A 24,131-nucleotide genomic window follows, 5' to 3' on the forward strand; every position below is an offset into this window, starting at 1 on the left:
GCATCGCGCTCGAGCACCCGCGCATCGAGCGCTTCCACCGTGTTCAGCGCGACATCGAGACCGGGATCCGAGAGCAGGCGCGGTCCGGCATTCGCCAGCGTGGCATCATCGAGGATGACGCGCATGCCTGTGTCGGACCATCCGAACAGGCCGTTGCCGTCACGGTCTCGCCCAACCCAGTGGACACTGTCGCGCTCGGCCACCTCCATCGGCGCGGAAAGCTCGGCGCTGACACCGGTAACCATGGCATTGGTGCCGGCCAGCGCCAGCGCGCGGGCAGACGCCTCGGCCGCAACGGCATTGGCGAGATCGGCAATCCCGACCGAGCCCGCCATGACGCGCCAGCCCGAGCCGTGGCGGGTAAGCTGGTAATAGCGCCCGCCGCCGAATTGGCCTGCAGCAAAGGCGGCACCGGCCTCGCTTTTGATGACCATCGCCGTGCCGCCGTCGATCGACAAGCTCGGCTCGACCGTATTCGTGCCCGCGACATAGATCAGCACGGTCGAAGTCCCCGAGATCGCGGCAACCCCGTTGCGCTTGGCGGCCGAGGGCAGTTCCGCCGTCAGTGCGTCGGCCGTCCCGCCGACATTGGCGAGCGACATCAGGCCGGCATCGCGTGCCAGGGTCATCGTATCCACGCGGCGCACCACGCCCCAATAGGGGGCAGCGTCCGGAAACAGCGGGTCGTCGGCGTCGAGATGGGAGAGGCGATAGGTCAGCACGCCGCTTTCCATGGTGACAATCATGCCCAAGCCCGCAAGCAGGTCGGCCTGCCCCGCCGCAACAGCCTGTGCGCGGTTGGCAAATTGCTTGCCAGCCCCCGCCGTCACGCCGTTCCAAAGCGCCGCGAGCGCGGCATTCACCGCGCCCTCGAAGTCGCTTTCTTGCGCATATTGGGTCGGAGCCGCGCCACGCGTGACGAGCTCGAAAGTTGGTGCAGGCATGTCGGCCCTCAGTTTCAGGTGGTGGTTGCCGAGGCACCGGCCGAGAACGGCGAGAGGTTGCCCCATTGGTCGCGCGCCCGCGCGAAGTAGAAGCGGGTCACCCCGCTGCCGAGGCCGCTGTGGCGGCGTTTGATCGAGACGTTTGCGCCGGCGTTGACGGTCCAGAGCAGGGTTGCCGTGAGCGGGCTGTCGGCGCTGGCGGCATAGACCAGCAGCTCGCGCGCATTGCGGTCGCCCGATTGCTGCGCGGTGACATCGATCCAACCCGCGCCCGCCGCAATTGCGGTAATCTCCGGCGCGGCGATCTCGGCTTCCGGTCCCGCCGCGTGGATCCACGCGGTCTCGAGCCAGTCGGACTGGCCATAGGTGCCGCGCGTACGCACGCGGATCTTGTAGCGGTAGCGATCACCGATCTTGACCAAGGGCACGACGGCTTGGAAAAGCCCGCCATCGTCGGCACCGCTGTCGGCGATCTGACCGCCCGAGCGCCAGCCTTCCCATTTCCAGCTCACCGTTCCGTTGTCGCCGGACTCAACGCGTCGGTAATACCCGTATTCCCATTCGTAGCCCTTGGCCGAAGCCGAGACCGACGCCTGCCAATAGGCCAGAACCGCCGCGATCGTCATGTCTCCCGATTGCTGCGCGGCAAGGCTGCCGGTGATGATCGTCACCGCAGGCGGTGACTGGACCTTGCCGCCGGTCGGGCTGAATGCGCCCGGCGCAACATCCTTTTCCTCGCTCGCGGCATCCCAGGCAAAGACCGCATCGGACGCTTCGGACAAGACGACCGGCAAGCGGATGGTGACGGCGTCGCTATCGTTGATGCCCGCTGTCGGCTCGATGCTCTCGACCTCGTACTTTTCGTTCCACGCGCCATAGGGCGCGGGCAGGTTCAACCGGCAGACCGATCCCGCCACGAGATCGAAGGCGTCGGGCATCAGCTCCCCCGAGACCTGCCGTTGCATGCGCGAGCGCATCACTGCGATCTTGGCAAGGCGCTGCGCCTGCCGGTGATCGGTGACAAAATCGAGATCCAGCGTCAGCCGCTTGGCGACGCCGCCATCGGCCGCCTGCGCGCCCGGCACGACATACACCGGCGTTTCCGCGCTTTCATAGGCGCGATCGGGCGCGGGATAGCGGGCAACCGCTTCGGTGTAGAGATCATCCGAGGAGCGCCAGCGCACCAGCTCGAGGGGCTGGCCGGTGGTGAATTCGGTGATCGTCTTGACGCTATAGCGCAGTACACCAGGCACAATCGCGAGCTTGCCGCCGATGCGCGTCAGACGCGCGCCGCCCGCATCGAGAAGCGGCTGGATCTGGTCTTCCAGCTCGGCCCCGTCGCCATAGACCAGCACGCCGTCGCAGCGGTAGCGCGGCTGATAACCGCCGCCCTTGAGCGCCACCGCCTGATCCGCCACATCGGCCGCCCAAGCGAATGTATCCATGCGGAGATAGGCGTCGCCATAAGGGCGCGCCGGATTGCTGCGCAGGGCATCAAGCGCGATCAGGCCCTGATTGCGCGAGAACTTCGTCACTCCATCGCGCGGGTCATGAACCAGCGACCAATTCCCGTCGACGGTCAGCTCGGGCGTGGGTGACGGCCAGCGCTCTGCCCTGTCGTCATCGCTACCAAGACGGAAACGCGCCCAGAGCACCGTCCGCCCGCGCCACGCATCGCTCGCCTGAAAATGACCGCCGGAGTTGGCCACGATATAGTCGGGGCACTTCCTTTGGTCTCCCCTGCCGATCCAGATCCAGACATGCGGGCCGCTCGCGCCGGGGCCAAACGGCCAGTTCGTGCCGTTGGCCCCGCCGCCGTTGAAATCGAAGGCATCGCCGGTCAGTTCCACCTTGCGCTTGTCGAGATAGACCGTGAAGGGCCCCGCGCTGGGTCGGCTGTTCAGCAGGTAGCAGATGTACAGGCTGCGGCCGCGCACCTTCCAGCCGACCGGCGTGCCCGGCGCCCAGGTCTTGCCGTAGACATGGCGATAGGCGGGCAGCGAGGTCGGCACGACCAGCTCCGCGCGCTGGGTCTCTTGCTTGGGCTTGCCGCGCAGAGCCTGCACCGCCATGCTCAGGCCGACCGAAAGGGCCATTTGGACCACGCCCGAGACGATGGCAAAGCCCGCCGTTGCGGCCGCGCCGGCCCCGAGCAGCGATGTTGCGACCCAAACCCCCACCGGCGCGGCGTCGGCGCGATCGGGGATCACCGCAAAGCCGATCAGCGCGGTGGAAATCAAAAGCAGTTTACGCAAGGTGCCATCCCTGTTCGGCGGCCTGCACCAGGGCAAAGCCGCGCAAAGACTTTCCGGCCCAGAGGCCGGGGTGAATGCAGATCGCCAGCGATGCGCGGCCCTCGATGCCGACAAGCGCCAGCCCGCCGGCGGCATGGCCGTCGCGCAACCCCGCCTCGGCCGCGAGCGTGGCCGCCAGCCCGTTCATGCCGCCGCTCTCGCGCATGAGCCGCAGCGCGCCCCGCTCGCCCTGATAGCCCCTGACCCGCGCCATGGGGTCGAAGCCCCAAAGCGCGGCGAAGACGTCACAGGCGGCGCTGGAGCAGTCGCAGGGGCCCCATGCAAAAGGCCGCGCCATGACGCGCTCCACCGCAGCGAAGACCTGATCGGGGGTCATGGCTCGGGCCATTGCGTCTTCTGCGCATCGGCCTGGGCAAACATCAGATGCCGCCCTGCCGTGTCAGCGGGATAGGCGCGGCTTTGATCCTCGTGGCTATGCGCGATCGCGGCCATGGTCCGGTAGGACGGGCCGGTCGAGAGCGTCACGGTCAGCGTGAACAAAGTGACCGGCTGGCCATCTTCGTCGACTTCCTCGGAGCGCAGCACCATGCCGTCACAGGTGCCGGTGATGACATCGACCGCCCCGATCAGATCGGTGCCACCCCATGTCGTGGTCGCTCCGAGATAGACCGTGCCGATCCGGCCACGAATGACCGTGTCGGCATAGACCGCGAGCTCATCCCAGTCGCAGGTGATCGAGAGGTGGAATTCCTCGGGCACGCCCATCAGCCCCTCGGCCGGTGTGCTGACCTCGCCGAAGGCCCCGACGCCGGTGAAGGCCTGCCCGCCGAAGCTGATATTGCCCGCATTGCTATGGGCGCGCAGCCGCGCCCCCGGCCAGTCGAGATCGACCAGAACCACCGGATAAAAAAACGGCCCCGAAAGGGCCGTCAAAAGCGCGGAAGGCGTGTTGCGGGTCAGATCCATGGATTGCGCTCCGTAAAGCCGCCGACCTCATCGGCAAAAACCTCGCGGAAAGCCCAAGTATAGGACCAATCCGCGCCGACCGGCTGGACCGAGCGCGGCAGGGCCCCGTCAACGCGGAACACCGCCTCGTCCTGACCGGCCATATTGACGCGGCCGTTCGCAATGGTCGGCTGGCGATCGAGGCGCAGCGTCACCGCGCCCGAGCCATTGGTGACGGCCGCACGCACCACACGGGCAACTTCGGATATGGCCGCATCAGCCATGCTGTGGATCCTGATGTAATCGCCCGGGGCCGCGACCTGCATGCGCGGCGGCAGGCCCGAGACCGGCAGATGCCACCACATCCCGCTCGCCGTCGCGGTGCCCGCCTCGATCACCGTGCCGCTGAAGCTGCGCAGCGGGTTCGGGCCGCTGCCGGCGCGCCATGTCAGCGGATCCACCCCGCTGCCTGCGCGCCAGTTGAGCGGGTGGGCATTCATATCCGCCCCCTGACGGCGCAATTCGTCGAGGTGCCAGTTGATCGGCGAGGATTTGATGCGCACGCCGTGGATGCCGCCCTCGAGCAGCTGCTTGAGCATCTCGCAATAGCCCGCACCCATCCGCCCCGCCGCCAGCGCCGAGACCTGAAGCGTCACGACCTTGCGCTTGCGCTGCGAGGCCTGCATCTGGTCGCGCCCCGTCATCAGCGAGCGCAGCCGCGCCACCGGCGCGACCTCGGTCCATTCGGAGCCGATTACCCCCACCGGCGGCCATGGGAAAACATTGATCGCCATGGATTACCTGAGAACTGATTTGGTTTTGCTGTTTGCTTTGGCCATCTGGCCCACGGCACCGCGTTGGATGGACGGCGCTGCGGCGTTGATCCGGCTGTCGATCACCTCGAGCATGATCCCCAGATCATGGGTGGCCCGCACAACCAGCGTTCCACCGTTACCGCCGAGCCCCTGCCCCTTGGTGTGATCAAGAATGGTTTCGTTCGGGTGCATCATGGCGAGGAAGCCACCCTTGCCATCGAGGCCGCCGGAGCGCGCACCGTCGCCGGTATGGCCGCCGCCATCAAAGGACAGGAGCGACCCGAGCAGGCTCCCGAGCCCGCCACCATCCCCACCGCCCAAGCCCCAGAGCCCCTCGAAGGCCTTGCTGGCCGCCATCTCCGCCAATTTGGCGATAATGCCTCCCAGAGCATCCTTGAAGCTGGAGGCTCCGCTGATCCAATCCGAGAACGCGCTGCCGAAGGCGCCCTTGATCTCGTCCTGGGTACGGGCGAACTCCTCTTGTTCTTCGCGCAGTGATTTGAGCGTGCGCTCGGCATCGACATGCGCGCCGGCCATCTGGCGGATGTTGGCCAGCATCTCGGGCGACAGGGCGACATTCGATTTCTGGGCCTCGGTCAGAAGCTTTTGCTCCTCCTCGATGATCGCCAGCTGACGCTCCCAATCCCCGCCGGCCGCCACCGCGCTTTTGAACGCCTCGACCTGCGCCAGCACGGCTTGGGTATCAGCCTGCAGATCACCCACCCGGTCGGAGAAACGATCCGCGCCGCTACGCGCGCCACGGCTCTTGCGCGCCGAGCCGCCCTTCTTCCCGCCACGCGGCTTGCGCGCCTCGGTGGTCAAGCCCGACCACTCATCATTCTGGGAAAAATCGAGATCGACCTGATTGATGTAGTTCTGGACGGTTGCATCACTCATCGAGAAGAATGGCGAGCCGGGCGTGTTCTGACCGTTCAGGATTTCCTGCTTGCGGCCCGCGATCTCGCCGGCGCGGCGCGCTTCGACGGCCGAGCCACCGGCATCGCGCACGCTTTTGGCGGCGTTGATCTTGGCGTTCATGATCATCGAGCCACCAAGGGCATTGATCAGGGCTGCGGAATCCTGAATCTCCTTGCGAACGGCCGCCATGGCATCCTGCCAATCCCGCGTCTGCATGGTCGCGTCATAGGAGGCATCGGCTGCATCCCAGAGGCTTTGCTTCATCTCGTCGGTGATGTTCATCGAGTCGATCAGCAGATATTGCTTCTCGCGTTCGGCCTGCGCTTGGTATTCGGTGACCTCGCGCGATCGCTCGCCATATTCGAGCGTCAGCGCCCGCAGCTCGGCTTCGCGCTCGAAGGTCGCCAGCATCTCTTCCGCTTTGGCCGCATCGGCCGCGCGGATGTCGGCGCGCTGTTTCTCGCCTTCGAGCAAAGCGCGCTGCAGCGGGATCATCTCGGCGTCGATCGCCGCCAAAGCCGTGCCATCGGCCCCCGCCTCCTTGGCCGCTTTCAACTGCGCATCGAACGCATCGAGCTTCTGACGTAACCCCGTCAGATAGTCGTCAAGGCCGCCCTCGGGAACCGGCTTGCCGAGATAGGCAAAGATATCGCGCATGGTATTGCCGAAGCGCTCGGCCATCGCGAGCTTGTCGCGATCCAGACCGCCGAAGCCCCAAAGCGTTTCTCCCCAGCTCTCGGATTTGAAGCCGAGTTTGCCCGCGGCCTGGGCGAGGTTCGCACTTTCGATCCGGCCGGCACCATCGATGCCGCGCTCGCCGAAAGCATCAAAACCGAGATCGCTATAGGCCTTGCTCATAATGCCGGAAATCGTCGAACGGGTGCGTTCGGCCTCCATCACCATGATTTTGCGCGCGATCGCCGCCCCGCGCTGCGCCTCTTCGCCATAGAGCTTTTCGGCCTGGCCGGTGTAAAGCAGCGACACGCCGAACGCGTCGTTATAGCCCGACATGCTTTCCTTGAGCGATTTGAACGCATCCTCGGCCTTCTTGGCCTCCTCTTGCGCGGGCATCAGCCACTGGACAGCCGCTGCGCCAAAACCAATCACCCCGATGGTTGCCAGCGAGACAGGGTTGAGCATGCCGACAAACGCCCCGCCCAGAGCACGCAGCGCGCCAACCCCGCCGCCCATCTGGGTGAGTACCTGGCTGATCTGCGTGCCCTGCTGGAGCGCGAGCTGCAGCGGGTTCTGCCCCGCCGCCATCATGACGCCGATGTCGTTGAACTGCGACACCAGGTTGGCGTTGGCACCCGCCGCCGCCCGCATTCCGCGCGTGGCATCGTCGGACGTCTTCTTCAGACCGGAAATCTCTGCCTTGGCCTTGCCGACCCCCGCGGCAAAGCCGCCGGCATCAAGACTGAGGCGTGCCTTCAACTCACCGACATTGCCCGCCATTCAAGACCCTTCCTCGATCGCACCCCAAGCCTGCGCCAGAAGACGCAAGGCGGTTTCCTGTTGTACGGCGGTTTGAGCGCCGCCCCTGGTCGGAGCGCCATGCGCACCGAAGTAATCGTCGTATCCGCGCAACTTGCCCACAAAGGCCGCGCCGGTAAGCGCCGCCATTGTCCAGGCCATGCGGTTGCGCATCGCCAGGTCGAGGTGCAGGCGGTCGCGAACCGCCCGCATCTGCAAGACGAACAAACGCGGGGTCAGCGACCAAAAGGCTCCCGGAGCAAATCCGGCCGCAATATGGTCGCGATAGAGTTGGCTCAGATGGATGTCGCCCGCCGCTTGCGCGGGCGCCGCCGGTTTCCCGGGCGTTTCTCCGGAGCGGGCACATCACCTTCTTGCGGCATCGCCGCATTGACGCCCGCCACAAAGGCCGAAGCATTGGCGTCGAGAATGCGCCCTGCCAGCTCGAGCGTCATGTCGGGCGCATCGCCTTTGAGCCCGCCGTAAATCAGGGCCCGCATGTCGCGTGCACCGATCAGCCCTTTCTGGATGCCGCCGTTTTCCAACAAGGTCAGCATGGCAAAGCCGTTCTTTCCGGTTACGTCCTCGAAAGTGCAGAGCGCCCCCATATCGATGGTCAATGGGTAATCCCGCCCGTCGTGGTGCAGAAGTATGGTGCCGCGAAGATCCATGATTGCTCTTTCTGCTTATGGGACGGCCACGATGACCGGCTTGCCCGAGGGTTTGATGGTCACGGAAGCACTGAGCTTGCCCTCGGGCGAGATCTCACCAGGAGCGAATGCGGTGACAATGCCCTTGAACTGCAAAGCCACGGTGCCGCTTGGAAAGGTCAGCTGGAAATAGCCCTCACCCGCCTCGAAGGCCGCCAAGAGCGGGTCGGAAACTGCCGGCACCCAGTTGACGTCAAAGGTGCAGTCCGATCCGGTTTTGAGGCCCGCAATGAATTCCGCATAGGCGTCAGGGCTCTCAAGATGCGTGGCATCGACGGTATTGCGGGTCCAGCCCGCAGGGGTGACGCGCGTGACTTCTGCCGCTCCGACATAGGGTCCGCCCGCAGCCGCCCCGATGCCAAATTGGGCACCAAGCCCGATCTGTGCCTTGGTCTCCGGCATATTCTGCCCTCCAATCAATAGAAAATGGGGACCGCGCGAGATCCGCGCGGCACAATATCAGGGGGTATCGGGGAGCGTGGCCGGCGCGCGCAGGCTGGTGATCTCGAACCCCATCACCAGCGTACCGATGTTGCGGGCGCCGTCCGCATTGCTCACGATCGAGGTCTCCCGCAAGAAACAGAACTGGTTTTGCTGCCGCAACGCGCCGGTCACCAGCGCCTCGACAAAGGCGCTATCCTCATCAAGGATATCCTCGACATCGTCCCCGCCCGCGCGCCGGATCGCGATCTGCATCAAGGTTTTGCGCTCGGAAGTGGTGAAACTCTCCATGCGGAAACCCTCTTGCGGGGTCAGCACGCCCAGAACCGGCAAGCTTTGCGTATCGACAGAACCTGACCAGACCTTCGGGGCCGTGAAGTCTGCGAAGCGGGTATGACCGGTCAGTGCGGCCATGGCCTGCACCCGATAATTGGAACGGTAATGGGCCATCAGATCATCCATCAACCAGCTGAAGTTCACAGACCAAGAAAGCATCGCGAGCAGGCGATCCTGTCGGGTGAACGTTCATGATTTTGAACACACGCCCGCGGGAAACGGTGATGTGCTCACCGCGCCGGGCCTCGGGCGCCAGATCCCGCGCAACCCGCCAGCTCGGGGCAGAGATCAGGACCAAATGACCATCCGCTCCCTCGACCTCGATCGGGGCCTCGCGAAACACCGACTGGATCTCGCGCGGGGCACCGGACCGAGGCTGATAGGAGACGGAAGCGCCGACCACATCCGCAAGGATGCCGGTCATCCCGTCAAAGATGCTGGCCATCAGGGCATCGTCGTCCTTGTCGCCTGCCCGCCGGTAGGGAATCCCGATCTCGGTATAGTGCACACCGGAAAAATCGAGATCATCACCGTCAATTTCCGCCTTGCGCCGCGCGGTCTCGTAGCGCTCCACCAGGGCGGACCATGACGCAAAGGTCGCCGCCGCGCCGTTGAGCGCATAGCTGACGAAAGGCGTATTGCGGATCGCCGGATCATCGATACGCACCAAACGGCGCTTGCCCGTCGCTTCGTCAACCTCACGGCTCTCGTGCAGCCAGCCGCCATGGCCCTGCGCCGCGCGGCGGTTCATCTCCGCTTTTTGGCGGTGATGGATCACACTGCCGCAATGCGGGCAAACCATATGCGCCTGATCCCCCGCCTCGCCGGGATCCAGATCACGGTTGTAACTGAGGCGCTCGTAAGTCGGCTCAAAATACTCCGCGCAATCGAGGCACTCCCAGAACCAGCGCGCGCGCGTCCCCTCGTTATAAAGGTTGACGATCCCCCCCGTCGTGGCCGGCATCAGATGCGGCTCGAGCGGATTGGCTTCGCGCGCCTTGTCCTCATCGACCGGAAAGGCCGGCGTGCTTTCGGCAAAGACGCAGCCGCGGCTCAGAAACGTCCGGATCCGCTGCAGGGCCATGCCCCAGGGCGAGGCCTCGGGGGCGTCTTTGGGACCGAGCCGTTGCGGCATGTGATCATAATCGGTCAACAGCACCATGCGTTGCGAGCGCGAGGACAGCTGGTTCGCCACCGGATAGCCGATGCCGAGCCTCATCCCCTTGAAGCGCTTGCGGCTGAAGGTACTGTCCTCGCGCGCCTTTCCCAGACGCTCTGCCAGCAGCGGGCTGTGATAAATCGCCGGATCCAGCTTTTCCTCGACCCAGGCATCCGCATCGGTCTTGGTCATGTGGATCAGCTGCACCGGCCCCGGAGCACAGGTGACCGCATGGGCCGAGACCGACAGCAGCATCTGGCTTTTGCCGCTTTGCGAAGGACCGACGAAGACTACTCCCTTGAAGCGACGAGACTGCGAGATGTCCTGCGGCTCGATCGTATAGGGCGTGACACCGCGGTCATAGGCACTCCAGCGCCCCGCAACCGGCACCCGCAAGGCGCGCTCGGCCGCATCCGTCACTGTGATCCGGCTGGGTGGATCAAGCAGCGGCAGCGCATCTGCAATGATCTCTTCGGCCGTCATGAAGGGCGGTAGCGGCTGGATGCGGCTCAGTTCCCCCATGCCGCGATCAAGCATGATCACCATCAGCCCAGATCCAGTTCCGGCTGCCGACCAGACATCGCAACAACAGCCCCGGCACTCGTCACCCGCTCGGCGATCATCCGCTTTGCTTCGCCGCGAATCTGGTCGCAATACTCTTCAAGCTGTGCGACCTGCGCCGCCGTCAGCCCGAAGTTCATTTCAGCGAAGTCCGGCAGGTTATCCATGGCAGTGCCAAAGGCGACAAAAACATCCTCGATGACCGCGCGCGCCCGATCGACCCTCATCAGATCGCCGCGCTGCTCTGCCACCCGATTCCGATGGTATTCGGCCTCAGAAAGCTTGCGCAGCTCGTCCGCAGACAGGTGACCTTCTTCTTCCGCCTGATCCTCGTCCAGGTTCCGAAAGGCCAAAGACGCCTGCGCGACCAGCTGATCACCGCGCAGTTTGGAGGCGCGCGCACGCTCGTCGCGGTCCTGCCGCCAAGCCCAGCAATGGGAGAGGCGGAACTCGTAGGCCACGCCGTTTTGGCCGGTAGACATGACCGGCATGCCTTTATTGACCCAATCCGTGACCGCATTGACCGAGACGCTAAATGCGGCGGCCAGCTGCGCCCGGTTCAAGGGCGTGCCGTCATCCTCGACCCCGTCCGGCAGCGGATGGCGTGCGAGATCGAGCATGCTCCCGTCTGACAGCGTGATGACTTCCGACATAGCAACCTCATGAAGAACAACAGCAACACCAACAGCAATAAGCGGTTGAAATTGCCCGAACGAATTGAACGGGGTGCGAATTACCCCCGTGCAGGTCCTTGCCGGGAAGGACCCGAAAACGTGACATATTCGACACAGGGCCGCGAAACGGCTCAGGAACCTGCCTTCGCCGCCAGGCGCGCCACCCGCGCCTCAATCTCGCGCCGCAAATGCACGGGCAGACGCAGCCGGAACGCTTCATCGGCCCCGTCATAAAAGCCGAGCCGCGGCTGGTACTGCGGCACCACCCGCGTGAAGCGCAGGATCTGGTAGATCGTGCCGTCGGCTTCGCGCATCCACACGCCTTTGGGCAACCGGCTATCCGCCTGCGGCACGAAGAAGCCTGCCTTCCTCCGCCTGCGCTTGCGCGAAGCCGCGGTCGTGTTCGTCCAGGCATCGCGCTGCGCCCTCAGCCCCGACATCACCTTGTTGCGCTCGCCCGCATCCCAGTTGCCATAAGCGTTGAGCTTGGCGAAAGGCGCGGGCGTCACGGCGGTGATCGTCCCGTCATAAGCCAGCCGCGACCGCAGAACCGTTTCCAAGCCGGTGGTCGGGCGTGGCCCGCCGCCCTCCTGCACCTTGAGGTAATCGCGTGCCGCATTGCGCGGGCGCTCGTGGATCACCGCCTCGAGCCGTTCGGTATGGGCCTTTTGGACAACAAAGGCACCTTTGGTGAACGGGGTCGGACGGTCAAACACCGCATCCATCCGTGCATGGATCCCCGCGAGCACATCCCCCGCCGTCTTGTCCAGCGCATCCTTCGCCGCCCATTTGATCTGGCGTTCGGAAAGTTGGCGCAAGTTTGCCTGAAGATCCGCGTCATCGAGCGTAAGGTTGAACATCAGAGGCTCCGCAGTGCACCCATTGCGGGACTATAGTCCGTGCGAATCGCTTGAGGGTGGTGTTAGGCTTCCATGAGCGATTTTTTCGAGATCATTTCATGGCAGCACTTTTCATCGGCACGATCACAGGCCTCATATGCGCGGTAGTCGCGGCATGGCTAGGAGCCCCCATCTGGGCGGTGATCTGTGTCTACGCTGTCAGTGGCGTCATCGCCGCACTCGCCCATGCCGTCGTGCTTGCCCTCATTGAGCCTGATCTGGCGGCAAGAGATAAGGAAAACCAAAGACTGGATACCGAAGTAGAGGATCCTCAATCCCGTCAATAACCCCCAAGCGCTCCGCCAGCAGCCAGGAGGCCGAAAGCATGCCGCAAAGAGTTACCTTCTCCATAGGACGATTTGGACCCTTCGATGGAGAACTTACAGAACCAAACGGACATCTTCGTCAGGCGTATCAGCTCTCGTTCGGCCCTCTTTACGTTAACGCGCGCGCTATGAGCGCCGAAAAACGTATCCAAATCCAGAAGAGAAAACGCACAATCCTTGAGGGCGTTTACTCCGGCACCATCACGGTAGACGAAGTTTCGCACGCAACCTACGGCGAGTTAACCATAGAACCATGAGAACACGTCATGCGCGGCGAGCGGCTCAAAGGATGCACGCAGCGCTCCATGTCGAAGTGAACTTAGGTTGCCGCCTATTTGACAACCAAGACCGGTATTGAGGTTTTCGCAATGACATCCGCAGTCGGACTGCCCAGAAAGGCCCGGGCAAGGCTGTGTCGACCTCGCGAGCCGATAACAATCAGCTCTGCCCGCATTCGATCGGCGGCCGTCAGTACCGCAGAGGCTACATCACTTTCTTCGCAAACCTCACCGTGAAGGAATGTCTCAGGCACACCCAAATTCTTTGCAATGGTCATTGAGGCGGCCAGTCGGTCACTCTCGCGAACGAGCGCTGCCCTCCTCATACTCGCGAGATCCGCTTCGACAAAGTAACCTTCCGAGGCTGCAACTGGAACCATCGCCTCCGAGACAGAAATAATTGACAACCTAGAGCCGAGCCGTATCGCGAGCCTTGCAGCCGTCTCTACAGCGTGAAGGCATCTCTCTGACCCATCAGTGACGGTGACGATTCTTGTGAACATGGCTATTCCTCCCTTTAGGACAGAATAACACGCAAGTATCGCGAACCGCTGTGCATTATCGGCCTAGCACGCTGGACGCCAAGTCATAACACAGGAGCCAACCCTATCTCACGAAAAGTGCCCGCAAGGATTTCTCCTTCGGGCACACGTGTAGATATTATTGAGATTGATACTCGGGTGGGACTTAAGCCGTCAAGAGGATTTAAACACAGCGCCTGCCATACGGTTCAAGGACAGGCCCAACGCGTTGATTAGGACCTGTGCATGCGCTCCCTTATAGGCCCAGCCGTGATCCTCCAAAACGCGGCGAAAGCTCTTGTCCTGCAGGCAAATCGCATCGACCAGCACGCGATCCAAGATGAGCCCCGCCGTGGCGCCTCCGCGCGCCGAGGGTCTGACACGTCGCACCGACATCGCAATCCCAGAACCGATGCGCTGCCGAAACCGCTCGATCTGGCGACCGGCATCAATGAACGCGTCGATGAACTCACCACCGCCCGACGCACCGCCACCGACCCGCGTCTCCAATCCAATGCAGCGGACCCCGCCCGCGTCATGGCGCTCGACCAATGTGCGGTAGAGCCGCGCGACATCGACCTGTCGCCCCGTGAACGGGCCGGCCTCGCCTCGGGCAGCCGCACGGCGCGCGAGATCGTCGAACACATCCGCGACACGAACCGCCTTGAAGCCGCGCCAACCCGTTTCCTCGCTCCGCCACCCAGTCTTGTCGTTCTCATCCGGCACCATGCGCCGCGGCGTCACCACGACCTGCGGCCCGCGCGCCGGCGCGATCGGGATCAACGGGCCACAGCCCTCGATCGGCGTGGCCCGCGCGAGCACCGCATCAAGGCGCGTCCGCTCGTCAAGGGCCCGCGCTGCAGCCATCTTCTGATATGCTGCGTTATCCATGCTGCTGCCCCTTTCCCATGGCCCGACACCGATCGAGCGCCGCGATCCTCCGTTCCCGCCAGTCGCGCTCCGGTGGCGCAAGCTCGCCCTCTCGCGCCAGTCGGCCTTCGAGATCCTGAAGACGTCGCACGTCTCTGGCGGCTCCGTCGCGGATTGTGCTGAGCGTCCAGTTGCTCGGCCAGCTCCGGTTTTTGCGAAGGTGCTGCAACAGCTCAGGGGCCCAGCCCTCCGAGATCGCCGACTGACCACAGGCATGAGCGAAGACCGCACAGATCAAAGGCGAGGCGCTATCGCTCGGAGGCTGGATATCCGCCGCCCAATTCAAGATCTCATTCCCCACCGGAAACCGGTCCCGCTCTTTCCCGCTCGGCCGAGCAGCCGCATGCTCTTCCAGCGCCATCAGGCTCGCATCCGACATATAGGCCAAGCGCTGGCAGAGATTGTCGACCTCCGCCTCGAAGGCCGCGACCGTCAGCACCGCACGCTTGGCCAGCCCGCGCCTCCTCAGCGGATCGACCAGCAGCTGCATGACCCTCTTTTCACCCTGCGCCTGTTCTTCGCTGTTCATCTCTGTCCCTTTTCTCAGCCCTTCCGACTTATCCACAGGCGTCCCCGCTGCCGTGTCGCGGGATTGGCCTTTGTCTTTCTCTTTTCATTTTCTTTGTCTCTGTCCCTGTCGTGCCGGACAGTCCGAGAGTGTCCGAGACTGTCCTGAACTGTCCTTCGGACAAAGTTGGACAGTGTCAGACAGAGCGTCCAGCACTCCGCGACAAAGAAAAGCTATGGTTCATCCACGCGCCCATGCCGCGCTCGACCCAAGTCGCCGAACGGTATTCGCAGCCCTCATGGACCATCCATTCGTCGATCCAGCGCACCGCCGCATCATTGGCGCCGATGTCCTTGTTGTAGGCGGTCAGGGTGATGCGCAGGCGCTGGATCCGCTTGGCGACATTGGCGGCGTCATTCTTCGCACGGTTATCCTCGCGGCGTGCGATCGCTTCCTGCAGCGTGCGCAGCACCATCGGATGTGCGAGGCGGACCTCCTCGCCACAGTGCACGAGGTGCCATTTGTGCAGCGGCCCGAATTCGAGCCGACAAAGCTGTGAGAAATGACCGGCATCGACCATCAAGAGCTTGGCAAGCAGCTCGTGATCATTGGGCAAGGTGCCGACCGGTGCCTGATCATAGGAGATGTTGATCAGATCAAAGAACAGCGCGCGGCATTCCGGCGTGCCTCGCAGGCGCATATCGGAGTTGAGCCAGCGCCGCCGCTCCCAAGGTACGAAATAATGGCTATCGAGGCGATCCTCGACCGTAAGCGGATAGTCCGGCAGATCGTCGATCGACACGGGCTGGAGACTGCGTATCTGAGTGCTCATGCCGCACCTACCTTTGCCTTGCCGGCATCGGCCAGCATCAGTCGGGCGAACGCCAGATCGGCGCGATTGTCCCGCAGCCAGACAAACGCCGTGCGATAATGGACACCGAGATCGGCCGCGAAAGCCGCAATGGAGGGCCAATGCCGCCCGCAAAGAGAAACCGGCTTGGCCACCGCCACCTTGCCGCGTGCCGAGCCGCTGCCTTCCCCGAGAAGATCGAGATGGCCGTGGCGGCCGAGATGATAGGCGACCGTCGAGGAGGTCACCCCCGCCGCCCGCGCGACCGTGCGCATGCCGAAATAGGTCTTCCCGCGCCAAATATAGGCCTCGGGGGCCGGACCGGTCTGCACGCGCGGCACCCGCCCAGCATCATTCACCGAGAGCGTCATATCATCACCTGTCCCTTGCGCATTCGCGCTTGTTTCTAAAAATGCGGGGCGGCCGAGCAGAGACCGCCCCTCAGACGTCACCGTGAGGCAGGCTTCGGTGAATGGGTGCCCCGACGGCTTTCAGCCGCCTCTCGGATGGGCCAGCCGCAGGGTCCGGAGATCGCGCCATGATGATATCCACGCGGGCGACGCATCCCCGACAAGGTTTCAGCCAGGCACTGCCGCCCCGCATCATCCCTGCCCGATGGATCCTGAAAACGCGTCATGTCAGTCGCCCCACATGATGTCGGCGTAGTTCGGCAGCGATTGCGCAGCGAAATCCACAACATCGCCTGTAGGGGTGCACAGACCATCGAACCAATTGCACGAGGTCTGGAAGGTCACGCTGAAATGCACGGCGCACAGCTCTTTGGTCTGAAAGCTGTTGATCACGAGCAACGACCAACGACGCCGAAAAACCTTAGGCTCGAGTCGGCCGAGCGCGCCGTGATTGCGGCGACGGCTGCCGTGCGACCGGCCCCGCCCATCAAACGGACTGGCATGGGACGTTTGGCCTCGCGCGATCTCTCTCTGGCCAACACCCACCTCGAGGACGCCGTGATGCGTGCCGTGCGCTACATCACCGCCTGACGCTCCGGTGACCGGCCCCGCGCGGGCCGGCATCCCGAGCGCCAGCGATGGAGGGATCGAGACATGGACATTCAAAACAGCTTCGACGGCATGCCGGACAGGCTGCCGCCACCGACAGGAAGCGACGGCACAGACATCATGCGCAGCGCCGACCGGAAACGCCGCAAGGCCCCGCCCGTGAAGGAGACGGCCGAAGACAAACAACAGAGCGACAACACCTATGGCATCGCCGCTGAAGAGTTGCGGCAGTTTATCGAGCAGTTCGAACAGCTGGACGCGGAGAAGAAGGACATCTCTTCGCAGCAAAAGGAGCTGATGGCTGAGGCCAGAGCCCGCGGCTACGACACCAAGGTGATGCGCAAGGTCATCGCGCTGCGCAAGCGCGACAAGGACGATGTGGCCGAGGAAGAGGCCATTCTCGAAATGTACAAAGCAGCATTAGGGATGATCTGATGTCTAACGATTACGCCGTCAAGCGTGAAGCCGCGCGCGCCGCCGCCCGCGAAAAATACGCCGCCGACATGGAAGGCCAACCGCCGCTCAAGCGCGGCGACGAGCTTTGGTGGATGGGCCATGATGAAGAGAGCTTCTCATGCCATGCAGCCACCCGCGACGAGGCCATCGAGATCGGTCATAAAGATTATGACGACGGCGATGGCTTCCACATTGTCCAGGCTCGACAGGACGAGATCGACCTCGCCGCCGCATTCGATCTCGAGCGGTTCAGCGAGGAGGTCGATTGTCACTTCGAAGATCTCCAAGGGGAGGATCACGAAAGCTTCCTCTCGAGCTGCAGCCACGTTGAGCTTGGCGCCCTCGAAGCCGCGATCCGCCACACCATCCGTCAATGGCAGGTCAAGACACGGCTGGACGGCGGCGGAACCTGCTATCCGTCCATTTTCACCGTATGCGGTAAGGACGAGCACATTCCCTCCATGAAGGAAGGTGGTACCGCATGAAGACCCACCGCGGCGTCACTGTTGTGGAAAGCGACCACCCAAGCGGCGCGCGCACCTGGGCGCATGAAGAGAGCGGCTGTGGCGGCGTTGCCCACACCAACGAAGAGGCGATCCGCCAAATCAGCCGCGCCTTGGGGCCGGATCCCGCGTGTGCGTTCTGTCGAGAGCATGGGACGGACGACTGGGCCTTTGAGGCACTTGTACCCTGCGCGGTCTGCTTTCCGGAGGATCCGGTGAACGACAAGAGGAGGGCTGGATGATGGGTATGCAAAAAACGAGCGAGCGCTTGGAGGAACTGCTCAGCGTCTGCGAACGCAGAGGCAAGAAAGTTACCTCAGCTCAGATTCACGGCTCCAAAATCTTGCTGACATTCGATGGATACAAGCACGAGCCCGAAGGCTCGGTTCAGCCCATTGACCTCATTAAATGGTGAAATCCTTGAAGAAAGAATTGCCCAAGTACGTCTATCGGCGGGGGCGCAACAAACACGTCTACTTCTATCGATTCGGGAAGAACCATCGCATCCATGCTGAGCCGGGAACCGCCGAATTTCACGCGGAATATGCTCTACTGTTGATGAAGGGCCGCCCCGCAGCCCCGAACCGAACGGTAAAAGGGCTAATCACTAAGTATATTGAAAGTGACCGTTGGCCCACACTCTCGAAGCACACACGCATAGGCTACTCTCGGCATTTCCGATATCTGGAAGAGAAAATCGGCCACATTGACCCTACGACACTGAGGACCGTTCATGTCTACGAGATGCGCGACAGCCTGAAAGCAACCCCGACCGATGCGAACCGTAAAGTCGGCGCATTAGCGACCTTACTTACCCATGGCATCAGGATCGGCTGGCTCGATAGAAACGTCGCCCAAGGAGTGATGCAACTCAAGGGGACCCGCCCTCCCCGTCAGCCATGGCCTGTCGAAAAGATCGAAGCGTTTCGCAAAGCGGCCGATCCACAAGCACTATTGGTCTTCGATCTTTTACTGGGCACCGGCCAGCGAATCGCTGATGTGCTGAAAATGCGTTGGTCCGACCTGGACGGCGCAGGAATTGCCGTGAAGCAGTCGAAAACCGGTGCGCTTCTTTACGTGCCCCTGACAAGAACACTCTCACAAACACTTTCACGCACACCCAAGCGCGGCTTGACGATCGTTTCACAAGAAAACGGGCGATCGGTCGGATACAATCTCGCGTGGAAGTGGATCATGGATACGCGGAAGCTCGAAGTCGTCCAGGCAGAGGCTTGGGACATCCACTCGTTGAGACACTCTGCCGCGTCGGAAATCGCTGCACTCCCAGGAATGACGACCGAGCACGTCATGGCGATCACGGGGCATAAATCCAGCGCCATGGTGCATCACTATGCCGGAGCCGCAGCGCAGAAGGCGCGAGCACAAGAAGCCCAATCCGCGCGAGAAAAACAGGAGAACATTGCACCACCTAATTGCACCAAAAAATAATTTACATAAATATCAATGCATTGTGCGAAATTTAACATGATTCAGGAACATCTCCTTGGTCAAGGTCGTGCCCTTGCGCAGGCTGAAAAGCTCGAGGATCTGGTATTCCTTGCCGGTGAGCTTGACCGGCGCGCCATTGACCTCGACCGAACGGGCGTCAAGATCGACAATGATGTCGCCGGTGCGGATGACAGAGTGGCTATGCCCTTTCGAGCGCCGGATGATCGCCTGAATGCGCGTAATCATCTCTTCGCGATGGAAGGGCTTGGTCATATAGTCGTCGGCCCCGAAGCCGAAGCCGCGCAGCTTGCTTTCGGTATCGTCCGAGCCGGTCAAAATCAGGATCGGCGTGTCGATCCGCGACATGCGCAGCTGACGCAAAACCTCCATCCCGTGCATATCGGGTAGGTCGAGGTCCAGAATGATCAAATCGTAATCGTAAAGTTTGGCGAGATCGATCCCCTCTTCGCCCATATCGGTCCGGTATACGTTGTAATTCGCAGACGTCAGGATCATTTCAATGCTGCGGGCGGTAGTCGGATCATCTTCGACAAGCAGGATACGCATGTGACTGTCCTCAAACTGTTCGGTCTAGCGCTGACTATCGGCGCAAGAGGTTAATTTCCCGTTACCGTCGGTTAAGAGTACAGCAATACAATCTATGGTTGTCTATAATTTTGTATTCGCGTGACTTTTAATGCATTTTTACCATGCGCCCTTATTGCCGATACCCAACTGTCGAGCTCTTCTTCGGACAAGCCGTAGCGCGCCAAGGCATCCTCCCGCGACAAGAGGCCGTATTCCACAGCCTCGGCAACCGTGGCCTTGCGGCTGGCGACCCAGCGCGTGGCCGCCGCCGGCAGATCGGCCAGAGTAAGGATGCGGCCATCGGGCAAACTGACCGTGCGCGGGCCCGTACTTTTTCTCAGAAACATGATACCACCTGTTCTCGATACCGCTGTTTTGCCCGCTTCGTCTTAATTCGCGGTGAAATTCCCTGGGCCATTGCAGGCCGCGGCCCTTGAGAATAGATAGCGTTTTCCCTATTTCTTCGGGAAAGCGATGCTCCTGAGCGTTGCGAAAGGATGATCCATGACACTGTCGACCTCGACCCTGCCCGATACCGCGCAGGATGCGCCCTTGAACTCTTTGGGTTTCGCCAAGCCTCCCTCGCAGACGCGGGTGGTGGTTGCGATGTCGGGCGGCGTCGACAGCTCTGTCGTCGCGGCCCATCTGGCGGCCGAAGGCTACGACGTCATCGGCGTGACGCTGCAGCTTTACGACCATGGCGCGGCGCTGGCGAAAAAGGGTGCATGTTGCGCGGGTCAGGACATCCATGACGCGCGCCGCGTGGCCGAACGCATCGGCTTTCCGCATTACGTCCTCGATTACGAGAACAAATTCCGCGAATCCGTGATCGAGGAATTCGCAGACGCCTATCTGGCCGGCGCGACTCCCGTGCCCTGCATCCGCTGCAACGAACGCGTAAAATTCCGCGATCTGCTGGAAACGGCCAAGGATCTCGATGCCGACTGCATGGCGACCGGCCACTACATTCGCCGCGAAATGGGGCCGAACGGTGCCGAGCTGCATATGGCGGCCGATCCGCATCGCGACCAAAGCTACTTCCTGTTTTCGACCACGCCCGAGCAACTCGCCTTTTTGCGCTTCCCGCTCGGCGGGCTTGCGAGCAAGGCCGAGACCCGCGCCATGGCGACGCAATTCGGTCTCTCGATCGCCGACAAGCCCGATAGCCAGGACATCTGCTTCGTGCCGAACGGCAATTACGCAAGCGTCATCGAAAAACTGCGCCCCGGCTCGGCCGATCCGGGCGAGATCGTCGACCTCGAGGGCAATGTTCTGGGCGAGCATCGCGGCGTCATCCACTACACCATCGGCCAGCGCCGCGGCCTCGGCATCGGCGGACTGGGCGATCCGCTTTATGTGGTGAAGCTCGACCCCGATGCGCGCCGCGTCATCGTGGGCCCGAAAGAGGCGCTGAAGACGAAAATCGTGCCGGTGACCGAGGTCAATTGGTTGGGCGACATCCCGTTCGAGGGCGAGATTGCCCTGAACGTGCGCATCCGCTCGACCCGCCCGCCGCGGCCGGCGATCCTGCGCGCGACGGGCAAGGGGCGCGCCGAGATCGAATTGCTCGATGCCGAAGAAGGCGTCAGCCCTGGTCAGGCCTGCGTCTTTTATGAACAAGACAGCACGCGGGTTCTGGGCGGCGGCTGGATCTCGCACCGCCGCGGCGGCTAAACGCGAACCCCCTACCCCAATGATCAAAGGGCGGCCGAAGGGCCGCCCTTTTGTGTCGGTGCGCCCAAGCACCCGCCCGCCGATCCGTCAAAGAAGGCAGGCGCGGGCTTACGCCTCGCTCGCGATGCGGCGGATGCGCTCGACCATGGCGCGCAACCCGTTGGAGCGCTGCGCCGACAGATGGTCGTTCAGCCCGAGCCGCGCCAGTTCGGCCGGCGCGTCGATCGCGAGAACCTCCTTGACCGGCACCCCCGAATAGAGCGCGTGCAAAACCGCAACGAGGCCGCGCACGATCAGCGCATCGCTGTCGCCCTGAAAATCGAAACGCCCGTTTTCCACCTTGGGAAGGATCCAGACCTGGCTCGCGCAGCCCTCGACCTTGGTCGCGGGAACATGCAAAGCGGGATCCATCGCGGGCATGGCTTTGCCCAATTCGATCACATGGCGATAACGGTCTTCCCAATCATCCAGAAAATCGAAGGTTTCCGCGATCTCTTCAAATGCCGGAGTGGCCATTTTCGGCCTCCTTTCGCAAAACTGCCGCAGGCGGGATAGCGCGCCTGAGCGCCAAGGTCAAAGAGGCTTTCCCGCAGCGCCTACTTCCCCTATCAATAGCGCAAAGTAACGAGGGCCAGAGACGGGAAACCCTTTGATGCGGACAATAACTTTCGGTCTTTTGACGACGGCGGCGCTCGTTCTTGCGGGTTGTGGCGGCTCCGGCAGCGGCAGCGCGGGAAGCGCCAGCAGCGGCCTCAATCCTCTCGGCTGGTTCGGCGGCAGCTCGGAAGCGCCCTCGACCCTCGATCCCGAGGGCGGCTATCCGACGGAGAATGCCGACAACCGCCTTCCCGTCGCCCAGATCACCGGCGCGAAATGGGAGCCGCTTTACGAGGGCGGCATGCTGACCGTCACCGCCCTGCCGAGGACCAAGGGCTGGTGGGCGATGAAGCTGATCACCGAAGTGCCGATGCCCGAAGGCCGCATCCGCCCCGACGAAAACGGCGTGCTGCGCCTGCGTCTGGTCGGCCTGCCGCCTTTGGCCAATACATTCGAGGCAAGCGCGCCCGCCGATCCGCGCAGCGATACGGCGACCGTTGCCATGACCTTCTCGCACGAGGCATTGTCGGGGCTGCGTCAGGTCGTGATTACGGGCGCCAACAACTCGGTCAGCATCTCGCGGCGCTGACCGGTTGCCCGAGACAATGAAAACGGGGCCTGCGATGATCGCGGCCCCGTTTTGCATTTCCGGTCTGTGGCGGTCCATCGGACGGCGCGCGCCGTCTGCTCAGCCCATTTTGCGCAGATAGGTCCAGGTCGGCACACGCGCGTCACGCGCAACCGACCAGCTTTCCGCATCGCCGAGATAGGCGAAGCCGCAATTGGTCAGAACGCGGGCAGAGCTCGGGCTGTCCTGAAATGCCTCGGCAAAGAAGGTGCGGTCATGATGGGGATTGGCGCTGACGAGACCTTCGACCGCTTCGGTCGCAAAGCCGGTGTTCCAGAAGCCCGGGCCGATCCAGAAGCCCAGTTCGGAGCGCTGATCCTCGAGACGGGTCAAGGACACGATCCCCAGAAGCTCGGCAAGATTGCTGTCGCTGCCGTCGATCGCCCAGACATCCTCGTCACGATTGTCGGCCATGGCGCGCGCGACATAGGCCTCTGCCGCGCCGGGCGGCAACGGATGGGGAATCGAACGCGTACCTTCGGCGACACGTTTGTCCGCAGTGTAATGCGCAATCAGCCCCGCATCGGATTTCCGCAAGGGTCGCAGCAGGAAACGCTCGGTCCGAATCTCTATCTGCGGACGCAAAGGCGCTTCGATCAAATCCTGCATCTTCCTCACTCCCCTTTTAAATTAACTAGGTACCGCCCCCGGAAACGACAAGGGGACCGGCTTGCGCCGATCCCCCCTAACACTGATGTGTTACAATCGGCTTACTCGGCAGCCTCGAGATTGGCCGGGAGCACAGAAATGAAGGTGCGACCCTTCAGACCCTTGTGGAATTTGATCTGGCCATCGGTCAGAGCAAACAGGGTGTGATCGCGGCCCATGCCGACGTTCTGGCCGGCCCACCAGGTGGTGCCGCGCTGACGAACGATGATGTTGCCTGCAACGGCGGCTTGGCCACCGTAGAGCTTCACACCAAGACGGCGACCGGCGGAGTCGCGACCGTTGCGGGATGAACCGCCTGCTTTTTTATGTGCCATGGTGCTTAGTCCTTCTTAGCTTCTTTCGCCGGCTTTGCAGCCTTGGCGGGCTTTTCAGCAACGGCGGCGGCAGCAGCAGCCGAACCAGCGGTGCGTGCACCGATTGCCGCTTTGACGTCCGATTTCTCGGCGCCTTTTTCCAGCAGCTCGGTGATGCGGACCAGCGTCAGTTGCTGACGGTGACCACGCGTGCGCTGCGAGCTGTGCTTGCGGCGGCGCTTGACGAAGGTGATGACCTTGTCGGCTTTGATCGTGTCGATCACGTCGGCCTGGACGGCAGCACCAGCAACGAAGGGTGCACCGACGGTCGAACCGATCATCAGAACATCGTTGAACTGGATTTTGTCACCAGCTTCTGCAGCGAGTTTTTCGACGCGCAGCACATCACCGGCCTGAACCCGGTACTGTTTGCCGCCAGTCTTGAGAACTGCGAACATTGGTCTTTCCTTACCTCTCCGCGTCCTTTGGCCCCCATCACGGGATGGATGTTTCGGGGCAAGCCCCGCCTTCGGACAGCGCACCCTGGGGAGGGTGAATTGAAAATAAACGACCGTCCCGACGCGGAACGTCGGGCGAGTCCCGCTCCTCATGCCGGATTCGGGCCATTCAGTCAATCAAATTCGCGGATATGCCCGATAACGGGGGGTGCCGAAACGGCGGCAGAGCACGGTTTTCGGCCTAAAGGCCCCTG

Annotated in this window: 33 protein-coding genes and 1 pseudogene; 9 read left to right on the forward strand and 25 right to left on the reverse strand. The window is 62.7% G+C overall.

Features of this window, described 5'->3' with window-relative positions:
* The 13 genes from ACFFUC_RS09720 to ACFFUC_RS09780 all read right to left on the reverse strand — a co-directional run.
* Window positions 1–944 (reverse strand): hypothetical protein (locus tag ACFFUC_RS09720; protein ID WP_377685759.1); only part of this gene is annotated, 944 nt, incomplete at its 3' end.
* Window positions 945–958: 14 nt separating this feature from the next.
* Entirely contained in the window at window positions 959–3,199 is a 2,241-nt protein-coding gene (locus ACFFUC_RS09725; RefSeq protein WP_377685761.1) for a phage tail protein, read from the reverse strand.
* Entirely contained in the window at window positions 3,192–3,587 is a 396-nt protein-coding gene (locus ACFFUC_RS09730) for a DUF6950 family protein (RefSeq protein WP_377685763.1), read from the reverse strand. The genes ACFFUC_RS09725 and ACFFUC_RS09730 overlap by 8 nt, the downstream gene beginning before the upstream one ends.
* Complete coding sequence (locus ACFFUC_RS09735; protein WP_377685765.1) at window positions 3,572–4,165, reverse strand: hypothetical protein; 594 nt, start codon at window positions 4,163–4,165, stop codon at window positions 3,572–3,574. The genes ACFFUC_RS09730 and ACFFUC_RS09735 overlap by 16 nt, the downstream gene beginning before the upstream one ends.
* Window positions 4,156–4,938, reverse strand: coding sequence for a hypothetical protein (locus tag ACFFUC_RS09740; protein ID WP_377685767.1), 783 nt, complete (start codon window positions 4,936–4,938; stop codon window positions 4,156–4,158). The genes ACFFUC_RS09735 and ACFFUC_RS09740 overlap by 10 nt, the downstream gene beginning before the upstream one ends.
* Before the next feature lie 3 nt (window positions 4,939–4,941).
* The gene (locus ACFFUC_RS09745) at window positions 4,942–7,332 is read right to left on the reverse strand and encodes a phage tail length tape measure family protein (RefSeq protein WP_377685769.1); all 2,391 of its coding nucleotides are present in this window, start codon (window positions 7,330–7,332) and stop codon (window positions 4,942–4,944) included.
* Window positions 7,333–7,512 (reverse strand): hypothetical protein, encoded by a 180-nt coding sequence (locus ACFFUC_RS09750; protein WP_377685771.1) that lies wholly within the window; start codon window positions 7,510–7,512, stop codon window positions 7,333–7,335.
* Window positions 7,513–7,646: 134 nt separating this feature from the next.
* On the reverse strand, window positions 7,647–8,021 hold the full coding sequence (locus ACFFUC_RS09755) for a hypothetical protein (RefSeq protein WP_377685773.1): 375 nt from the start codon (window positions 8,019–8,021) through the stop codon (window positions 7,647–7,649).
* 15 nt (window positions 8,022–8,036) lie between these two features.
* Window positions 8,037–8,462: a phage tail tube protein gene (locus tag ACFFUC_RS09760; protein ID WP_377685774.1), complete on the reverse strand. Its 426-nt coding sequence runs from the start codon at window positions 8,460–8,462 to the stop codon at window positions 8,037–8,039.
* A 57-nt stretch (window positions 8,463–8,519) separates the two neighbouring features.
* Window positions 8,520–8,996: a hypothetical protein gene (locus ACFFUC_RS09765; protein ID WP_377685776.1), complete on the reverse strand. Its 477-nt coding sequence runs from the start codon at window positions 8,994–8,996 to the stop codon at window positions 8,520–8,522.
* Window positions 8,956–10,542: a head-tail joining protein gene (locus tag ACFFUC_RS09770; protein WP_377685777.1), complete on the reverse strand. Its 1,587-nt coding sequence runs from the start codon at window positions 10,540–10,542 to the stop codon at window positions 8,956–8,958. The genes ACFFUC_RS09765 and ACFFUC_RS09770 overlap by 41 nt, the downstream gene beginning before the upstream one ends.
* On the reverse strand, window positions 10,542–11,210 hold the full coding sequence (locus tag ACFFUC_RS09775; RefSeq protein ID WP_377685779.1) for a DUF1441 family protein: 669 nt from the start codon (window positions 11,208–11,210) through the stop codon (window positions 10,542–10,544). Before ACFFUC_RS09775 ends, ACFFUC_RS09770 begins: the two co-directional genes overlap by 1 nt.
* A gap of 152 nt (window positions 11,211–11,362) precedes the next feature.
* Window positions 11,363–12,091 carry a hypothetical protein gene (locus tag ACFFUC_RS09780; RefSeq protein ID WP_377685781.1) on the reverse strand — a complete coding sequence of 243 codons (729 nt, stop codon included), beginning with the start codon at window positions 12,089–12,091 and terminating at the stop codon, window positions 11,363–11,365.
* Window positions 12,092–12,189: 98 nt separating this feature from the next.
* Between ACFFUC_RS09780 and ACFFUC_RS09785 the strand changes: the two genes are divergently transcribed.
* Window positions 12,190–12,417, forward strand: a complete 228-nt coding sequence (locus ACFFUC_RS09785) for a hypothetical protein (RefSeq protein WP_377685783.1) — start codon at window positions 12,190–12,192, stop codon at window positions 12,415–12,417.
* A 370-nt stretch (window positions 12,418–12,787) separates the two neighbouring features.
* Here ACFFUC_RS09785 and ACFFUC_RS09790 read toward each other — a convergent pair whose 3' ends face one another.
* The 6 genes from ACFFUC_RS09790 to ACFFUC_RS09815 all read right to left on the reverse strand — a co-directional run bounded on the left by ACFFUC_RS09790 (window position 12,788) and on the right by ACFFUC_RS09815 (window position 16,346).
* Window positions 12,788–13,237, reverse strand: coding sequence for a universal stress protein (locus ACFFUC_RS09790; protein WP_377685785.1), 450 nt, complete (start codon window positions 13,235–13,237; stop codon window positions 12,788–12,790).
* Between the two features lie 192 nt (window positions 13,238–13,429).
* Window positions 13,430–14,146 carry a hypothetical protein gene (locus ACFFUC_RS09795; protein ID WP_377685787.1) on the reverse strand — a complete coding sequence of 239 codons (717 nt, stop codon included), beginning with the start codon at window positions 14,144–14,146 and terminating at the stop codon, window positions 13,430–13,432.
* The gene (locus ACFFUC_RS09800) at window positions 14,139–14,714 is read right to left on the reverse strand and encodes a hypothetical protein (RefSeq protein WP_377685788.1); all 576 of its coding nucleotides are present in this window, start codon (window positions 14,712–14,714) and stop codon (window positions 14,139–14,141) included. Before ACFFUC_RS09800 ends, ACFFUC_RS09795 begins: the two co-directional genes overlap by 8 nt.
* A gap of 175 nt (window positions 14,715–14,889) precedes the next feature.
* Complete coding sequence (locus tag ACFFUC_RS09805; RefSeq protein ID WP_377685789.1) at window positions 14,890–15,525, reverse strand: hypothetical protein; 636 nt, start codon at window positions 15,523–15,525, stop codon at window positions 14,890–14,892.
* A complete protein-coding gene (locus ACFFUC_RS09810; protein WP_377685791.1) occupies window positions 15,522–15,914 on the reverse strand; it encodes a hypothetical protein in 393 nt (130 codons plus the stop codon). Before ACFFUC_RS09810 ends, ACFFUC_RS09805 begins: the two co-directional genes overlap by 4 nt.
* 267 nt (window positions 15,915–16,181) lie before the next feature.
* Window positions 16,182–16,346 carry a hypothetical protein gene (locus ACFFUC_RS09815; RefSeq protein ID WP_377685792.1) on the reverse strand — a complete coding sequence of 55 codons (165 nt, stop codon included), beginning with the start codon at window positions 16,344–16,346 and terminating at the stop codon, window positions 16,182–16,184.
* 108 nt (window positions 16,347–16,454) lie between these two features.
* Between ACFFUC_RS09815 and ACFFUC_RS20015 the strand changes: the two genes are divergently transcribed.
* The 6 genes from ACFFUC_RS20015 (at window position 16,455) to ACFFUC_RS09840 (ending at window position 18,970) form a co-directional block, all read left to right on the forward strand.
* The gene (locus ACFFUC_RS20015; RefSeq protein WP_446686705.1) at window positions 16,455–16,544 is read left to right on the forward strand and encodes an Acb2/Tad1 domain-containing protein; all 90 of its coding nucleotides are present in this window, start codon (window positions 16,455–16,457) and stop codon (window positions 16,542–16,544) included.
* A 138-nt stretch (window positions 16,545–16,682) separates the two neighbouring features.
* Window positions 16,683–16,997: a DUF2312 domain-containing protein gene (locus ACFFUC_RS09820; RefSeq protein ID WP_377686154.1), complete on the forward strand. Its 315-nt coding sequence runs from the start codon at window positions 16,683–16,685 to the stop codon at window positions 16,995–16,997.
* The gene (locus tag ACFFUC_RS09825) at window positions 16,997–17,503 is read left to right on the forward strand and encodes a hypothetical protein (protein WP_377685794.1); all 507 of its coding nucleotides are present in this window, start codon (window positions 16,997–16,999) and stop codon (window positions 17,501–17,503) included. Before ACFFUC_RS09820 ends, ACFFUC_RS09825 begins: the two co-directional genes overlap by 1 nt.
* Window positions 17,500–17,763, forward strand: coding sequence for a hypothetical protein (locus tag ACFFUC_RS09830; RefSeq protein WP_377685796.1), 264 nt, complete (start codon window positions 17,500–17,502; stop codon window positions 17,761–17,763). The genes ACFFUC_RS09825 and ACFFUC_RS09830 overlap by 4 nt, the downstream gene beginning before the upstream one ends.
* Window positions 17,760–17,936 carry a hypothetical protein gene (locus ACFFUC_RS09835; RefSeq protein ID WP_377685798.1) on the forward strand — a complete coding sequence of 59 codons (177 nt, stop codon included), beginning with the start codon at window positions 17,760–17,762 and terminating at the stop codon, window positions 17,934–17,936. The genes ACFFUC_RS09830 and ACFFUC_RS09835 overlap by 4 nt, the downstream gene beginning before the upstream one ends.
* Before the next feature lie 5 nt (window positions 17,937–17,941).
* Window positions 17,942–18,970 carry a tyrosine-type recombinase/integrase gene (locus ACFFUC_RS09840; RefSeq protein WP_377685800.1) on the forward strand — a complete coding sequence of 343 codons (1,029 nt, stop codon included), beginning with the start codon at window positions 17,942–17,944 and terminating at the stop codon, window positions 18,968–18,970.
* Window positions 18,971–19,003: 33 nt separating this feature from the next.
* On the opposite strand, the pseudogene ACFFUC_RS09845 reads toward ACFFUC_RS09840, so the two are convergent.
* Both ACFFUC_RS09845 and sciP read right to left on the reverse strand, forming a co-directional pair.
* Window positions 19,004–19,537: pseudogene (locus ACFFUC_RS09845) on the reverse strand (response regulator transcription factor); the annotation flags it as partial.
* Between the two features lie 92 nt (window positions 19,538–19,629).
* On the reverse strand, window positions 19,630–19,905 hold the full coding sequence (gene sciP, locus ACFFUC_RS09850; RefSeq protein ID WP_377685803.1) for a CtrA inhibitor SciP: 276 nt from the start codon (window positions 19,903–19,905) through the stop codon (window positions 19,630–19,632).
* A gap of 157 nt (window positions 19,906–20,062) precedes the next feature.
* On the opposite strand from sciP, the gene mnmA reads away from it, so the two are divergent.
* Window positions 20,063–21,232: a tRNA 2-thiouridine(34) synthase MnmA gene (gene mnmA / locus ACFFUC_RS09855; RefSeq protein ID WP_377685804.1), complete on the forward strand. Its 1,170-nt coding sequence runs from the start codon at window positions 20,063–20,065 to the stop codon at window positions 21,230–21,232.
* Between the two features lie 108 nt (window positions 21,233–21,340).
* Here the strand turns inward: mnmA and ACFFUC_RS09860 are convergent, their stop codons facing one another.
* Window positions 21,341–21,748, reverse strand: coding sequence for a SufE family protein (locus tag ACFFUC_RS09860; protein ID WP_377685806.1), 408 nt, complete (start codon window positions 21,746–21,748; stop codon window positions 21,341–21,343).
* Between the two features lie 136 nt (window positions 21,749–21,884).
* Here ACFFUC_RS09860 and ACFFUC_RS09865 point away from each other — a divergent pair, with 136 nt between their 5' ends.
* The gene (locus ACFFUC_RS09865; RefSeq protein WP_377685807.1) at window positions 21,885–22,418 is read left to right on the forward strand and encodes a hypothetical protein; all 534 of its coding nucleotides are present in this window, start codon (window positions 21,885–21,887) and stop codon (window positions 22,416–22,418) included.
* Between the two features lie 99 nt (window positions 22,419–22,517).
* Here the strand turns inward: ACFFUC_RS09865 and ACFFUC_RS09870 are convergent, their stop codons facing one another.
* The 3 genes from ACFFUC_RS09870 to rplU all read right to left on the reverse strand — a co-directional run bounded on the left by ACFFUC_RS09870 (window position 22,518) and on the right by rplU (window position 23,877).
* Entirely contained in the window at window positions 22,518–23,066 is a 549-nt protein-coding gene (locus tag ACFFUC_RS09870) for a GNAT family N-acetyltransferase (protein ID WP_377685809.1), read from the reverse strand.
* A gap of 101 nt (window positions 23,067–23,167) precedes the next feature.
* Window positions 23,168–23,440 (reverse strand): 50S ribosomal protein L27, encoded by a 273-nt coding sequence (rpmA, locus tag ACFFUC_RS09875; RefSeq protein WP_312529088.1) that lies wholly within the window; start codon window positions 23,438–23,440, stop codon window positions 23,168–23,170.
* 5 nt (window positions 23,441–23,445) lie between these two features.
* Entirely contained in the window at window positions 23,446–23,877 is a 432-nt protein-coding gene (gene rplU / locus ACFFUC_RS09880; RefSeq protein WP_377685810.1) for a 50S ribosomal protein L21, read from the reverse strand.
* Between the last annotated feature and the right edge of the window lie 254 nt (window positions 23,878–24,131).

It is taken from the genome of Paracoccus cavernae, assembly GCF_042430175.1.
Taxonomy (GTDB): Bacteria; Pseudomonadota; Alphaproteobacteria; order Rhodobacterales; family Rhodobacteraceae; genus Paracoccus; species Paracoccus cavernae.

Coding starts and splice junctions, on each gene's coding strand:
- ACFFUC_RS09775 (WP_377685779.1), bottom strand. CDS start 11,210: ATGTCGGAAGTCATCACGCTGTCAGACGGGAGCATGCTCGATCTCGCA.
- ACFFUC_RS09730 (WP_377685763.1), bottom strand. CDS start 3,587: ATGGCCCGAGCCATGACCCCCGATCAGGTCTTCGCTGCGGTGGAGCGC.
- ACFFUC_RS09745 (WP_377685769.1), bottom strand. CDS start 7,332: ATGGCGGGCAATGTCGGTGAGTTGAAGGCACGCCTCAGTCTTGATGCC.
- ACFFUC_RS20015 (WP_446686705.1), top strand. CDS start 16,455: ATGGGACGTTTGGCCTCGCGCGATCTCTCTCTGGCCAACACCCACCTC.
- ACFFUC_RS09740 (WP_377685767.1), bottom strand. CDS start 4,938: ATGGCGATCAATGTTTTCCCATGGCCGCCGGTGGGGGTAATCGGCTCC.
- ACFFUC_RS09820 (WP_377686154.1), top strand. CDS start 16,683: ATGCGCAGCGCCGACCGGAAACGCCGCAAGGCCCCGCCCGTGAAGGAG.
- ACFFUC_RS09735 (WP_377685765.1), bottom strand. CDS start 4,165: ATGGATCTGACCCGCAACACGCCTTCCGCGCTTTTGACGGCCCTTTCG.
- ACFFUC_RS09835 (WP_377685798.1), top strand. CDS start 17,760: ATGATGGGTATGCAAAAAACGAGCGAGCGCTTGGAGGAACTGCTCAGC.
- rplU (WP_377685810.1), bottom strand. CDS start 23,877: ATGTTCGCAGTTCTCAAGACTGGCGGCAAACAGTACCGGGTTCAGGCC.
- ACFFUC_RS09860 (WP_377685806.1), bottom strand. CDS start 21,748: ATGGCCACTCCGGCATTTGAAGAGATCGCGGAAACCTTCGATTTTCTG.
- sciP (WP_377685803.1), bottom strand. CDS start 19,905: ATGTTTCTGAGAAAAAGTACGGGCCCGCGCACGGTCAGTTTGCCCGAT.
- ACFFUC_RS09805 (WP_377685789.1), bottom strand. CDS start 15,525: ATGAGCACTCAGATACGCAGTCTCCAGCCCGTGTCGATCGACGATCTG.
- ACFFUC_RS09780 (WP_377685781.1), bottom strand. CDS start 12,091: ATGTTCAACCTTACGCTCGATGACGCGGATCTTCAGGCAAACTTGCGC.
- rpmA (WP_312529088.1), bottom strand. CDS start 23,440: ATGGCACATAAAAAAGCAGGCGGTTCATCCCGCAACGGTCGCGACTCC.
- ACFFUC_RS09795 (WP_377685787.1), bottom strand. CDS start 14,146: ATGGATAACGCAGCATATCAGAAGATGGCTGCAGCGCGGGCCCTTGAC.
- ACFFUC_RS09870 (WP_377685809.1), bottom strand. CDS start 23,066: ATGCAGGATTTGATCGAAGCGCCTTTGCGTCCGCAGATAGAGATTCGG.
- ACFFUC_RS09755 (WP_377685773.1), bottom strand. CDS start 8,021: ATGGATCTTCGCGGCACCATACTTCTGCACCACGACGGGCGGGATTAC.
- ACFFUC_RS09750 (WP_377685771.1), bottom strand. CDS start 7,512: ATGGCCTGGACAATGGCGGCGCTTACCGGCGCGGCCTTTGTGGGCAAG.
- ACFFUC_RS09825 (WP_377685794.1), top strand. CDS start 16,997: ATGTCTAACGATTACGCCGTCAAGCGTGAAGCCGCGCGCGCCGCCGCC.
- ACFFUC_RS09760 (WP_377685774.1), bottom strand. CDS start 8,462: ATGCCGGAGACCAAGGCACAGATCGGGCTTGGTGCCCAATTTGGCATC.
- ACFFUC_RS09800 (WP_377685788.1), bottom strand. CDS start 14,714: ATGAACAGCGAAGAACAGGCGCAGGGTGAAAAGAGGGTCATGCAGCTG.
- ACFFUC_RS09785 (WP_377685783.1), top strand. CDS start 12,190: ATGGCAGCACTTTTCATCGGCACGATCACAGGCCTCATATGCGCGGTA.
- ACFFUC_RS09830 (WP_377685796.1), top strand. CDS start 17,500: ATGAAGACCCACCGCGGCGTCACTGTTGTGGAAAGCGACCACCCAAGC.
- ACFFUC_RS09810 (WP_377685791.1), bottom strand. CDS start 15,914: ATGACGCTCTCGGTGAATGATGCTGGGCGGGTGCCGCGCGTGCAGACC.
- mnmA (WP_377685804.1), top strand. CDS start 20,063: ATGACACTGTCGACCTCGACCCTGCCCGATACCGCGCAGGATGCGCCC.
- ACFFUC_RS09790 (WP_377685785.1), bottom strand. CDS start 13,237: ATGTTCACAAGAATCGTCACCGTCACTGATGGGTCAGAGAGATGCCTT.
- ACFFUC_RS09865 (WP_377685807.1), top strand. CDS start 21,885: ATGCGGACAATAACTTTCGGTCTTTTGACGACGGCGGCGCTCGTTCTT.
- ACFFUC_RS09770 (WP_377685777.1), bottom strand. CDS start 10,542: ATGGTGATCATGCTTGATCGCGGCATGGGGGAACTGAGCCGCATCCAG.
- ACFFUC_RS09765 (WP_377685776.1), bottom strand. CDS start 8,996: ATGCTTTCTTGGTCTGTGAACTTCAGCTGGTTGATGGATGATCTGATG.